We start from the raw sequence: 13,343 nt of genomic DNA, 5'->3' as shown, positions 1-13,343 counted from the left end.
GAAAAGTTGAAGGAGTTGCCGTGCCTACCGCTATTTGGCAAGATTGCCTTTCGCAATTACAAGAAGAAATCCCTACAACGGAATTCAATTTATGGATTCGCCCGTTGCAAGCGGAAATGGTCGATAATAAACTCTATATTTATGCGCCAAATAGGTTTGTCCTAGATTGGGTAAAAAATAAATATTTACCCACCATTAGCCAATTATTAAATAAACTTTTTAATGATGATTCTCTAAAATTATTTCTTGAAGTTGGCTCAACCATATCCACTGATAAAAAAGCCCAAAGTAGCCAACGTAAAGCAGATGTTGTGCCTGCTTGGAAAACGACAAAGGAAACAAAGAATAATCATGTCTACCATTCAGGCATAAACCATAAACATACTTTCGATAGCTTTGTTGAAGGTAAATCAAACCAGCTTGCAGTGGCCGCAGCCAAACAAGTCGCTGAAAATCCAGGCAAAGCTTATAACCCTTTGTTTTTATATGGCTCTACCGGTTTAGGTAAAACACACTTATTACATGCAGTGGGTAATCAAATAATGGTAGAAAAAAACAATGCCAAAGTTGTCTATATGCATTCTGAACGATTTGTGCAAGATATGGTCAAAGCATTGCAAAATAATGCGATTGAAGAGTTTAAAAATTATTATCGCTCAGTCGATGCATTACTTATTGATGATATCCAATTTTTTGCAAATAAAGAGCGATCTCAAGAAGAATTTTTTCACACATTTAACTCTTTATTAGAAGGCAACCAACAAATTATCTTAACCTCTGATCGTTATCCAAAAGAAATTAATGGCGTTGAAGATCGCTTAAAATCACGTTTTGGTTGGGGGCTAACCATCGCAATAGAACCGCCCGAGCTTGAAACTCGGGTTGCAATTTTAATGAAAAAAGCAGAAGAAAATAAAATAAAATTGCCCGAAGAAGTCGCTTTTTTTATTGCTAAACGATTACGTTCCAATGTTCGTGAGTTAGAAGGGGCACTTAACCGAGTCATCGCTAATGCTAATTTTACGGGGAAAGCTATTACCATTGATTTTGTTAAAGATGCCTTAAAAGATTTGCTAGCTTTACAAGAAAAACTGGTTACTATTGAAAATATACAAAAGACGGTTGCCGAATATTATAAAATTAAAGTATCAGATTTACTTTCTAAACGCCGTTCTCGTTCTGTTGCAAGACCAAGGCAGGTCGCTATGGCGCTTGCAAAAGAGCTTACTAATAAAAGCCTGCCTGAAATCGGTGATGGCTTTGGTGGCAGAGATCACACAACGGTATTGCATGCATGTAGAAAGATTGCAGAATTAAAAGAAGAAAGTAATAATATAAAAGAAGATTACTCCAATTTAATTCGAACTTTATCAACTTAACAAAGAATCAATACTATGAAATTTATTATCGATCGTGAAAAACTGATTAAACCATTGCAGCTTGTCAGTGCACCTTTGAGTAGTCGCCCAACACTACCAATTTTGGGAAATTTATTATTGCAAGTAAGTGATAACACACTATCAATGACTGGGACAGATCTTGAAATAGAGATGATATCTCATTTACCATTGATTGAGGCAAGCGAACCAGGTGCAACAACTGTGCCGGCTAGAAAGTTTCTTGATATCTGCCGAAACTTACCCAATGATGCTCAAATTTCGATAAGCGTTGATGATAACCGATTGGTGATTCAATCTGGTCGTAGCAAGTTCTCTTTATCTACTTTACCTGCTAGCGATTTTCCTAATTTAGAAAACTGGCAAAGTGATATTGATCTTTCTGTTCCACAAAAAACCATAAAACGGCTAATTGATGCTGTTCAATTTTCTATGGCTAACCAAGATGTAAGATATTACTTAAATGGTATGTTATTTGAAATTGAAGATGGATTATTAAAATCAGTTGCAACAGATGGTCATCGACTAGCCGTATGTGCCCAGCCAATTGAACAGAATATTAAAACGGCTTACTCTGTCATTTTACCAAGAAAAGGGGTACTTGAACTTGCCAAACTGGTAAGTGATAACGACGAATTAATCACGATACAAATTGGTAATAATAATTTTCGTGTTAACCTTGGTGACTTCACTTTCACATCAAAACTGATTGATGGAAGATTCCCCGATTACAAACGCGTATTACCACGCAATCCCGATAAACCACTCGAAGTATCCTGTGATGAACTTAGAAACGCCTTATCACGTGTTGCGATCTTATCTAATGAAAAATTCCGTGGAATTAGGCTTCATGTCCATAACAATCAAATAAAAATTACGGCAAATAATCCCGAACAAGAAGAAGCAGAAGAAGTCATTGACGTCAAATATGCATCATCAGAGCTTGAAATTGGCTTTAATGTAACCTATTTACTTGATATATTAAATACATTGAAATGTGATAGCGTACAACTGTTATTAACAGATGCAACATCCAGTGTACAAATTGAAGATATTAATAATCAATCCGCCACTTATGTTGTTATGCCAATGCGCTTATAATCAACCCCATCTAACCTTCCGGCTTCGGCCGGAATAATATAAGCATATGACTCTTTCAAAAATCCAAGTTCATCATTTCCGTAATATTGATTATGCACAACTGTCTTTATCGCCGCACTTTAACTTTATTGTTGGTGATAATGGAAGTGGGAAAACTAGCTTGCTTGAAGCTATTTACATGCTTGGCCACGGGCGTGCATTTAGACATACACAATCCAATCGAATTATCCAACACGAACAACCTGAACTTGTATTATTTAGTGAAATAAAAAATACCAACCAACAGGTTCATTCAATTGGTCTTGCAAAATCACGTAATAGCAATAATAAAATTAAAATAGATGGTGATGAGGGCTTTCGATTAACTGATTTAGCCAAATTATTACCCATTCAATTAATCACACCAGAAGGATTTGATTTATTGACAGGAGGTCCCAAATATCGTCGTGCATTTATTGATTGGGGATGCTTCCATCATTACCCTGAATTTGTTTATTTATGGAACAATTTAAAACGGCTATTTAAACAGCGAAATGCATTATTAAAGCAATCCCAGAATTATAATCAATTATTACATTGGGATAAACAAATCGTACCCATTGCTGAAAAGATTAGCAACATTAGGGCAAATTATTCGCAACAAATTTTTCCTGAAATCATTCAAACTTGCCTGGATTTTTTACCTGAATATCACCTTAGTTGCCACTATTATCAAGGTTGGGAACATGACACTGATTATGCTGAAATATTAAACAAACACTACGAGCGAGACAAGCTGCTTAACTATACATCAGTAGGGCCACATAAAGCTGATATTCGGTTACGTGTCAGCAATATTCCTGTTGAAGACTTATTATCCCGCGGTCAATTAAAGTTATTAATGTGCGCTTTACGTTTAGCTCAAGGTGAATATTATTCAAAGCAAAATACTCAAGCTTGTGTTTACCTAATTGATGATTTTGCCTCTGAATTAGATAACCATAAACGAGAGTTATTAGCCAAACGGTTAAAATTAGCCAATTCACAAGTATTTATTACCGCAGTTAACCAAGAACAAATTACCCATATGATCGATGAAAATGATAAGATTTTTTACATAAAATCTGGTATAATTTCGTAAATTTATAGAATGATATAAACAATCAATTAAGTCGAGAAATCCATGTCTAATTCTTATGATTCTTCTAGCATTAAAGTACTCAAAGGACTTGATGCTGTTCGTAAACGTCCAGGTATGTATATTGGTGATACTGATGATGGCACAGGACTTCACCATATGGTTTTTGAAGTGGTAGACAATGCCATTGATGAAGCATTAGCGGGTTATTGTCGCCATATTGAAGTCACTATCCATCCTGATAACTCCGTTTCTGTGCGTGACGATGGTCGTGGCATTCCAACTGGCATCCATGAGGAAGAAGGCGTTTCAGCGGCTGAAGTTATCATGACTGTATTACATGCTGGTGGTAAATTCGATGACAACTCATATAAAGTCTCTGGTGGCTTGCATGGCGTTGGCGTTTCAGTGGTTAACGCTTTATCAGATAAATTAGAATTAGTTATTTATCGTGAAGGAAAAATTCACCAACAAATTTATCAATTAGGCGTACCACAAGCCCCTCTTAAAGTTATTGGCGAAACAACTGAGTCAGGAACCTATGTCCGTTTCTGGCCAAGCCCTGAAACATTTACTAATATTGAATTTGTTTATGAAATATTAGCGAAACGACTACGTGAGTTATCGTTCTTAAACTCAGGTGTATCAATAAGATTACTTGATGAGCGAACAGGCAAAAGCGAGCATTATCATTATGAAGGTGGTATTCAAGCTTTTGTTGAATACTTAAATAAAAATAAAAACCCTATTCATCCGAAAATATTCTATTTTAGTACTGAAAAAGATAACATTGGTGTCGAAATTGCATTGCAATGGAACGACGGCTATCAAGAAAATATCTACTGTTTTACTAATAATATTCCTCAACGAGATGGGGGAACGCATTTAGCTGGTTTCCGTGGAGCAATGACTCGCACATTAAATAACTATATGGAAAACGAAGGATACAGTAAAAAAGCCAAAATCAGTGCAACGGGCGATGATGCGCGCGAAGGGTTAATTGCCGTAGTCTCAGTCAAAGTGCCAGATCCTAAATTTTCCTCACAAACCAAAGATAAATTAGTGTCATCAGAAGTTAAATCTGCGGTTGAATCAGTAATGGGCGAAAAATTAGCAGAATATCTACTTGAAAACCCAAGTGATGCCAAAATTGTAGTTGGGAAAATCATTGACGCCGCAAGAGCCCGTGAAGCAGCCCGTAAAGCTCGAGAAATGACCCGTCGTAAAGGCGCTTTAGACTTAGGCGGATTACCCGGTAAACTTGCTGATTGCCAAGAAAAAGATCCTGCCTTATCTGAGCTTTACTTAGTGGAAGGGGACTCTGCGGGTGGCTCGGCAAAACAAGGTCGTAACCGTAAAAACCAAGCGATATTACCACTTAAAGGTAAGATTTTAAACGTAGAAAAAGCCCGTTTTGATAAAATGCTTTCTTCGCAAGAAGTGGGAACATTAATTACCGCTCTCGGTTGTGGAATTGGTCGTGATGAATATAACCCAGATAAAATGCGTTACCATAGTGTTATTATCATGACCGATGCCGATGTCGATGGATCACATATTCGTACATTATTATTAACGTTCTTTTATCGTCAAATGCCTGAAATTATTGAGCGTGGTTATGTCTATATTGCTCAACCACCACTATATAAGGTCAAAAAAGGGAAGCAAGAACAATATATTAAAGATGATGAAGCAATGACACAATTTCAAATCGCTTTAGCTCTTGAAGACGCATCATTGCACGTCAACGATCATGCACCAGCGCTTGCCGGCGAAGCTCTCGAAAGGCTAATTGCTGAATATCAAAAAGTCGAAAAACTCATTACCAAGATGGAACGCCGCTATCCAAAAGCGCTACTATCTGAATTAGTGTATCATGAGGTATTAGACGAAAATATTTTACAAAATCAACAAATGGCAGAAAATTGGGCAAAAACTATTGTTGAAAAATTATCCAACAAGGAGCAACATGGTAGTAGCTACCTTTATTCAACTGAATATAATGAAAAAACACAACTACATGTGCCAATTATTAAAATCAGAACCCATGGTGTAGATACTCATTACCCTTTAGATCAAGTCTTCATTCATAGCAATGAGTATCGTAATATCTGCCACCTTGGAGCACAATTGAAAGATCTACTTGAAAGTGGCGCATTTATTCAACGAGGTGAACGAAAACAGCCAGTTGAATCCTTCGAAGAAGCGGTTGAGTGGTTAATTAAAGAGTCTCGCCGAGGCTTAACAATTCAGCGATATAAAGGCCTTGGAGAAATGAATCCAGAACAGTTATGGGAAACTACAATGGATCCAACCAGTCGCCGCATGTTACAAGTCACCATAAAAGATGCTATTGAAGCAGATCAATTGTTTACAACTCTCATGGGTGATGAAGTCGAACCTCGTCGATTATTTATTGAAGAAAATGCTCTTAAAGCAGCCAATTTAGATTTTTAAAGGTCACGCTATTTTAATATACAACATAAAAGACTAGGCACCCAACCTAGTCTTTTATTGATTAAAACAAGAGAAATAACAAATTGAATTAACAAGTTATAAAGAAAAACAGAATCTTGTTAAAAATTTTTAATTAGGTATGCGTTTCAGTATAGAATTCTTTTTGATCCTTTTAGCTTTATATTGAAACGACGCTTATTGTTGTTGATTAACATTAATAATAAGCACGTTATTCTTCAATATTATCATTGCGTTTTTCTCCATTTTAAGTTGAGGCAACTTCTTTAATGCTTAGCCTTAATTAGCTGATAATCCTGCTTGTCAAGCTAATTATCATCACGGATAGATACACAACCCATTGTTGTGACTGTAAGGATAACTTCCATCAGCAGCACCAGAAGTTGAATCGATACGAAATCTCCATCCTCCATAGGGATCACTCGTCCAGAACCAAGCATTTACAATACCAGCACCTTTATAATGGGTTATATCCCCCCACTCAGAGAAAAATCCAGCACCGATTTGACGCTGATAATGATGGCCACTTGATGCTGGCGTGGCACCAACTAAACTTCGGCAGTAAATAGTTTCGTTTGCTCCTGAGCAGACCGCATTAGTAAGATCTTTTGCTTGTGGAAGACGATAACCTAAACTAGTACACCAATTTTCAGTTTCGATGTTGGTTGCTGACCTTTCACCACGGCTGACAAACCACTTCTGTAACACAAACCCATATTTTATCACTGCTGCACCGCTACTATCATAACCAACTAACTCAAAAGTTTTTGGTAAGGCTGGTGTGTAAATTCGAGCTGGGTTTGCCTCCTTTATTTGATCATCAGTTGCCACAGGACCTGTTAGCAAAACTCGCACACGGGTGCCATTCGCATTGGGTGTCATAATAGCCGTTATTCCCTCATGGGTAATGGAAGGCCAAGTCAATTGGGTACCTTCCGATATATCTAAATCAAAATATAGGCCATTTGCGCCCGTGGTTGGGAAGTTAAGGTTATATGATGTCGGTATTATAGATTGAGGAAGAAAGCCCCTGTTTGGCTGCCAAATATTAGCTGGACCAGCAAATTTCCACCCATTAAAGCCTGGTTCATTATTTCCGCCAAGCCTCAAATTAGGCTTAGCATAAAGAACGGCTGGTGATGATTTTGGAATGATGTAGTAAGTCACTGTGCCAGCGTTAAAAGTACTACGATTAGGTACACCATACTGGGTACTTAAACTACTATTTGTATTACTTAACACTACTTTATAAGGCGCTCTAGCAATATCTAAAGTATCAGCGCGACCAACTACCTGATTATTTTTATCTGTAATATTAACGGTTAAGCTACCCATAGCCGTTACGCCATTAACCTCCTGCCCATCACCATCACCCCAATAATAATAAGGCGCATCAATAAGTGCTTTTAACTCTATCGTATCAGTTGTTGATGGTACTAACATGCCAACATCAGCAAAAGTCTCTCCAACACGAGGAAGTACGATTGGGTTTGTTGCTGAAGTATTAGTAATTGGAGTAATGGTAGTGCCATCTGATAAGGTAATAGCTAATAAATCTTCTGTATTTATCACTTTTGTTTTACCGTTATTAAACGTTAAATAAGGCGCACTACCTTGAATCGTGTTTGTTGTGGTAGCTGATAATGCCTGAGAATCGAACGAAAACGGCAATAGCAATAACAGGGATAATGTTATAGGGAATTTTACTAATATTAATGAAGTGAACGAGAAAACCTGTCTACAATAGTGATTTAATAGATTTAAAACATAAAGCTGCTGCATTCTATCGCGGTAATGCACAAAATACTCCTTTCCTCAATTACTTATCTGTTTTATTTAACTCTGTTATAACTTTTGGCTAGTAAAATAAGTTAAATTAATTTGTTATCACCTGAATTATAACGTTTGAAAAAAAATTGACCACTTTTGCGATTAAAATATTTGTAAGGATTTGTTAAGAATGGTTCCGCATAAAAAATTAAATGACTAATGAACAAATAGTATTAGCCAATATTTATGCTTTTTGAATAATTTGGAACAAACACGAAGTGTACCGAATGAATAGCTGACAAAACTAAATATTAAACGCTAAATCAAGTTGTGAAAATTTTTACTTAGATCTTGTGATAACGCTTAATAATTTATAAATAGAAAATAGATGATAGCATAATTATCAATAATCTATATCAATAAATTAGCTAATAAATCCACTATTTTTTGTGTTTTTTTATTGACATACTGGTCTATTAATTTTCAAATTTGAAACCGCTTTATTCATCTGTTTGATCATATCTTTTGGACTTTGAGCAATGTAAACTTTGCCACCAGTGGCATTAGCAATACAGTCTATTTTGTGTTCACCGGCAATATCAACGATATTAATTTTTAACCTAGGCTTTTGCGTAGCAATATAATTCGCTAAGGTGCAAATGTTATTTTTTGTACAATTATCTTCGCCGTCACTAATAATAAGTATATAGTCATCACGTTTTACACCATCTAACATTTTGCTGGCTTTTTCTAGCCCGTTATATAAAGGTGTCCCTCCCCCTCCTGCTGCAGTTGGTGTTAATTTTTTAATTTTACGCTTTAGTGTTCCTCGGTTAGCATAATTATAAAATGGCGAAACATATGCTGCTGGGCAATTTGTTAGTGTCACAAGCGAGATATCAATGTTCGGTTGTATCTTATCAATGCTTGATGTAGCCACACTCTTACTACTTGATAAACGAGTTGGTAAGCGCGTCATTCGCTTTTCGTATTGGATTCTTTCCTGCTCGGACATATTCCTATAACCATAAGTCAAATATTGAAAATATTGCTCCACTTCTGATGGCGATTCATTCAATGTCACCGTCATGGATAATGAATTATCAAACACAATTGCCATTTTAGATGGATTAGGATCTTTATTCATCTCTTCTTTGGTTATACAGTTAGGTGGATTTTTTACCTTTGGTGCTGGCTCAGGTACAGGCACTGTCTCTGGTTTAGGCTCAGATGTTACAATTGGCGCAGGTTCTGATGTCGGCAAAAGATCTTGTGGTTCAACAACTGGCTCTGTTTTAGGTTCTACTTGTTTTGTTTCAACAGATGATGAAATAACTGGCGCTGGCTGCTGAGGGGCAACTGCCCTTTCTTTATCAAAGGGGTAAAATAAATACCAAAGGAAACTAGACAAACCAAGCAGTAATAAAGCTAAAAGTAAAAAATGCCACCAACGCCAAAATGGTTTAGGCACAATAACAGGAGCCGGTGCGGGCATAACAGGCTCTTCAAAGGCATTAATAATAACAGGATCTTCATTTATAACATAAATCTGATTACCTAAACTCTTAATTCTTGGAAGCCAAAACGAAATTAAACGCTGATCTTCATCGCTTAAGATCATCAATTTAACAGCTTGTTCAATATCATTAATACGTGTTTGTAATGTCTTAGCTATTTGATTTTTATGTGATTCATTAGCAATACTATCAAGTAAAACAGGTTGACCTTCAAGATTAGTATACCAGCCAATATATTTATTGTTATCAATTAACTTTGGTGTTGCTAAAATTGAAAACGTACGATCAGTTAAATGTGACTTTAGTAATAGTAGTAAGGATTTATATTGGTTTAGTAGAGAAATCTTCTCTGAATTATTATGTTCAAAGACAGTTCTAGTTATTCGTTGCATTACTAATTTAATCCCTTACATTTTACCTTTACACTAAAGCTACATTAATTTTAAAACATGCTCATAAGCAGAAATACAATTAATGCTATATGCATTTATATAATATTATTTCAACATAATTATTCACATAGCGGTTTGCTAATATTCATACTTGAAACAGCATTGTTCATTTGTTCAACTATTTGTTTTGGGCTTTGAGCTACATAAACTTTACCACCAGTTTGCTCTGCCACACAATCAATTTTATGTTGCCCAGCAATATCCACAATATTTATCTTTAAACGTGGCTGTTGGGTAGCGATTTTGCTCGCTAACGAACAAATATTAGCCTTGGTACAATTGTCTTGACCATCACTAATAACTAATATGTAATCATCACGGTTTACGCCATCAAGCATTTTGCTGGCTTGTTTTATCCCACTATATAATGGTGTTGCGCTGTTATCATCCAGTGGTTTTAACTTGTTGATTTTATTCTTTAAGTTACTTCTATTATCATAACTATAAAACGGTGTAGTTTGTGCTACAGGGCAAGCTGAGAGTGTAACTAATGCTATATTAACGTTTGCTTGAATTTTATCAATGCTTGCTAATGCAACTTCTTTGCTACTTGATAACCGATTAGGCAGGCGTGTCATGCGTTTTTCATAGGCATCAGCGTCTTCTAGCGACATTGAATAGAAATCAGTGTTCAAATATTTATTAATAGAATCTTGAGATTCCATCAACGTCAATGACATTGATGCTGAATTGTCAAATATCATAACCATTTTAGGTGCATCACTGTTACTGACAATCTCTTCACGAGCAACACAATTTTTAGGTGCAATGGCCGTTGGCTCTGATGTCGATTTTACAACGGGTTCAACTTCTTCTTTGCGGGGTTCCACAATAGGTTCTGGTTTCTTTTCTTCTACTGGTTGAGTAATGGCTGGCTCAGCAACTTGAGCCACAGGCTTTTGTTTTCCATATGGGCAAAATAAATACCAAAGGAGCCCAAACAAACCAAGCAATAATAAAGCTAAAAGTAAAAAATGCCACCAGCGCCAGAATGTTTTTGGTGGAATAATAGGAGGTGGCGCGGGAGGCAAAATCGGATCTTCAAAGCTATTAATGATAACGGGTTCATCATTAATAACATAAATAGGGTTACCTAAGCTTTTAATTCTAGGCAACCATGATGAAATAAATCCCTGCTGCTCAGCAGTTATTGGCATTGACTTAACTGCTGACTCGATATCGTTAATACGATCTTGCAATGTTTTTTCTATCTTACTTTTTTGTGATTGATTACAAATCTCACTCAATAAAGCAGGTTGCCCTTCTAAAAGCGTATACCAACCAATATACTGATTATCGTTAATCAATCTTGGTGTTGCTAAAATCGAGAAAGCACGCTCTGTTAAATGCGGTTTTAGCAGTGTTAACAAAGAGTTATATTGATCTAATAAAGACATCTTTTCGGAGTCATGGTGTTCAAAAGCTATCCGAGTTATTCGCTGCATTATTAATTTAATCCCTTATAGTTCAATTTTAGACTAAAACTGTACTCATTTTGAAACATGCCCATAAACAGAAATACAAATGATGCTAGATACATTTATATAGCATCATTTGAAAATAATTATTCACATAGTGGTTTGCTAATATTCATACTTGAAACGGCGCTATTCATTTGTGCAACTATCTGTGCTGGACTTTGAGCTACATAGACTTTACCGCCAGTTTTATTAGCTACACAATCAATTTTATGCTTCCCAGCAATATCCACAATATTTATCTTTAAACGCGGCTGTTGAGTGGCTATTTTGCTCGCTAACGAACAAATATTAGCTTTGGCACAATTGTCTTGACCATCACTAATAACTAATATGTAATCATCACGGTTTACACCATCAAGCATTTTGCTGGCTTGTTTTATGCCACTATATAATGGCGTTGCACTGTTATTATCTAGTGGTTTTAACCTGTTAATTTTATTTTTTAACTTACTTCTATTGTCATAACTATAAAACGGTGTAGTTTGTGCTACAGGACAAGATGAGAGTGTGACTAATGCAATATCAACGTTTGCTTGTATTTTATCAATGCTTGCTAATGCTACTTTTTTACTACTTGATAACCGATTAGGCAGGCGTGTCATGCGTTTTATATAAGCCTCAGCTTCTTCTGGCGACATTAAATCTTCTGTATTCAAGAATTTATTAATAGCTGCTTGAGACTCCATCAATGTAAACATCATTGATGCTGAATTATCAAATATCATAACCATTTTAGGTGCGTCACTGTTACTGACAATCTCTTCACGGGCGATACAGCTCTTAGGTGCAACGACCATTGGCTTTGAAGTTGGCTCTGAAGTTGGCTCTGATGTCGATTTTACAACGGGTTCAACTTCTTCTTTGCGGGGTTCCACAACAGGTTCTGGTTTCTTTTCTTCTACTGGTTGAGTAATGGCTAGTTCAGCAACTTGAGCCACAGGCTTTTGTTTTTCATATGGGCAAAATAAATACCAAAGGAGCCCAAACAGACCAAGCAATAATAAAGCTAAAAGTAAAAAATGCCACCAGCGCCAGAATGTTTTTGGTGGAATAATAGGAGGTGGCGCGGGAGGCAAAATCGGATCTTCAAAGTTATTAATGATAACGGGTTCGTCATTAATAACATAAATAGGGTTACCTAAGCTTTTAATTCTAGGTAACCATGATGAAATAAATCCTTGCTGCTCAGCAGTTATTGGCATTGACTTAACCACTGCTTCGATATCGTTAATACGATCTTGCAATGTTTTTTCTATCTTACTTTTCTGTGATTGATTACAAATCTCACTCAATAAGACAGCTTGCCCTTCTAAAAGGGTATACCAACCAATATATTGATTATCGTTAATCAATCTCGGTATAGCTAAAATTGAAAAAGTACGCTCGGTTAAATGTGGCTCTAGCAGCGCTAGCAAAGAATTATATTGATCTAATAAAGACATCTTTTCGGAATTATTATGATCACACATAAACCTTGCTATTCGCTGCATTGCGTAACTGTTTCCTTTTATTTCTTATACTGTTATAAAAAAGCGATTAAACAAAAATTTATATATTTAATGCCTTTTGCAACTGTTGAAGTTTTTTGTTTAACGTTTCTAACTCAACTTGCTTTTCAATTTGTGAATTATTTGAATTGTTAGCTTTTTTTAGTTGCTGTTCAATGTCTTTAACTTGAGCTTGTAGATCATCACGACCTTTAGCCTTTTGTTTAACTTCGTTTGTTAATTTAGTTAAATCATTTTTCAATTTTTGTTGTTGCGCTTGTTTTTGTTTAACACTTAATGAGGTATCGTTTTTCTGTTTTTCAATTGTCGCATAGATTTCTTTAAACTGCTGATTCGCTCTTACTTCATTTTCCAGAGTTTGCTTTTTCTGATCGATCCGAGCTTGGTAATTTCCTGAATAATTACAGCTAATTTTATCCATAATACCAATGTTAGTATTAGTCGGATCGCACTGTTCGGGAGTTGTTGAGCAACCAGCTAAAAAAATAAGCGGGCTGAGTAATAGAAGATGTGTTTTTTTCATAA

9 protein-coding genes are annotated in these 13,343 nt (G+C 36.0%); 4 read left to right on the top strand and 5 right to left on the bottom strand.

All coding sequences use genetic code 11. The features are described from left to right. The first annotated feature begins 20 nt into the window (after window positions 1–20). The 4 genes from dnaA to gyrB are packed head-to-tail and all read left to right on the top strand — an operon-like array spanning window position 21 to window position 6,072. Window positions 21–1,379, top strand: coding sequence for a chromosomal replication initiator protein DnaA (gene dnaA / locus A9G28_RS02995; RefSeq protein ID WP_065568386.1), 1,359 nt, complete (start codon window positions 21–23; stop codon window positions 1,377–1,379). A gap of 15 nt (window positions 1,380–1,394) precedes the next feature. Beyond that, on the top strand, window positions 1,395–2,498 hold the full coding sequence (gene dnaN / locus A9G28_RS02990) for a DNA polymerase III subunit beta (RefSeq protein WP_065568387.1): 1,104 nt from the start codon (window positions 1,395–1,397) through the stop codon (window positions 2,496–2,498). Window positions 2,499–2,544: 46 nt separating this feature from the next. Further along, window positions 2,545–3,618 carry a DNA replication/repair protein RecF gene (gene recF / locus A9G28_RS02985; RefSeq protein ID WP_065568388.1) on the top strand — a complete coding sequence of 358 codons (1,074 nt, stop codon included), beginning with the start codon at window positions 2,545–2,547 and terminating at the stop codon, window positions 3,616–3,618. Window positions 3,619–3,660: 42 nt separating this feature from the next. After that, window positions 3,661–6,072 carry a DNA topoisomerase (ATP-hydrolyzing) subunit B gene (gene gyrB / locus A9G28_RS02980; protein WP_065568389.1) on the top strand — a complete coding sequence of 804 codons (2,412 nt, stop codon included), beginning with the start codon at window positions 3,661–3,663 and terminating at the stop codon, window positions 6,070–6,072. A gap of 336 nt (window positions 6,073–6,408) precedes the next feature. On the opposite strand, the gene A9G28_RS02975 is transcribed toward gyrB, so the two are convergent. The 5 genes from A9G28_RS02975 to A9G28_RS02955 form a co-directional block, all read right to left on the bottom strand. After that, window positions 6,409–7,890: a hypothetical protein gene (locus A9G28_RS02975; RefSeq protein ID WP_065579726.1), complete on the bottom strand. Its 1,482-nt coding sequence runs from the start codon at window positions 7,888–7,890 to the stop codon at window positions 6,409–6,411. Window positions 7,891–8,317: 427 nt separating this feature from the next. Continuing rightward, the gene (locus A9G28_RS02970; protein ID WP_065579725.1) at window positions 8,318–9,769 is read right to left on the bottom strand and encodes a VWA domain-containing protein; all 1,452 of its coding nucleotides are present in this window, start codon (window positions 9,767–9,769) and stop codon (window positions 8,318–8,320) included. Window positions 9,770–9,888: 119 nt separating this feature from the next. Continuing rightward, complete coding sequence (locus A9G28_RS02965) at window positions 9,889–11,274, bottom strand: VWA domain-containing protein (RefSeq protein ID WP_065568392.1); 1,386 nt, start codon at window positions 11,272–11,274, stop codon at window positions 9,889–9,891. A gap of 119 nt (window positions 11,275–11,393) precedes the next feature. Then, window positions 11,394–12,779 (bottom strand): VWA domain-containing protein, encoded by a 1,386-nt coding sequence (locus tag A9G28_RS02960; protein ID WP_176702107.1) that lies wholly within the window; start codon window positions 12,777–12,779, stop codon window positions 11,394–11,396. A 79-nt stretch (window positions 12,780–12,858) separates the two neighbouring features. Further along, entirely contained in the window at window positions 12,859–13,341 is a 483-nt protein-coding gene (locus tag A9G28_RS02955; RefSeq protein ID WP_065568394.1) for a hypothetical protein, read from the bottom strand. Window positions 13,342–13,343: the final 2 nt, after the last annotated feature.

This window comes from Gilliamella sp. Fer1-1 (genome assembly GCF_001690825.1).
Lineage (GTDB): Bacteria > Pseudomonadota > Gammaproteobacteria > Enterobacterales > Orbaceae > Gilliamella > Gilliamella apicola_C.
Note: the sequence above shows the minus strand (reverse complement) of the source record. Positions and strands in the feature narration are given on the sequence as shown.

Coding starts and splice junctions, on each gene's coding strand:
- gyrB (WP_065568389.1), top strand. CDS start 3,661: ATGTCTAATTCTTATGATTCTTCTAGCATTAAAGTACTCAAAGGACTT.
- A9G28_RS02960 (WP_176702107.1), bottom strand. CDS start 12,779: ATGTGTGATCATAATAATTCCGAAAAGATGTCTTTATTAGATCAATAT.
- recF (WP_065568388.1), top strand. CDS start 2,545: ATGACTCTTTCAAAAATCCAAGTTCATCATTTCCGTAATATTGATTAT.
- dnaN (WP_065568387.1), top strand. CDS start 1,395: ATGAAATTTATTATCGATCGTGAAAAACTGATTAAACCATTGCAGCTT.
- A9G28_RS02970 (WP_065579725.1), bottom strand. CDS start 9,769: ATGCAACGAATAACTAGAACTGTCTTTGAACATAATAATTCAGAGAAG.
- A9G28_RS02955 (WP_065568394.1), bottom strand. CDS start 13,341: ATGAAAAAAACACATCTTCTATTACTCAGCCCGCTTATTTTTTTAGCT.
- A9G28_RS02965 (WP_065568392.1), bottom strand. CDS start 11,274: ATGCAGCGAATAACTCGGATAGCTTTTGAACACCATGACTCCGAAAAG.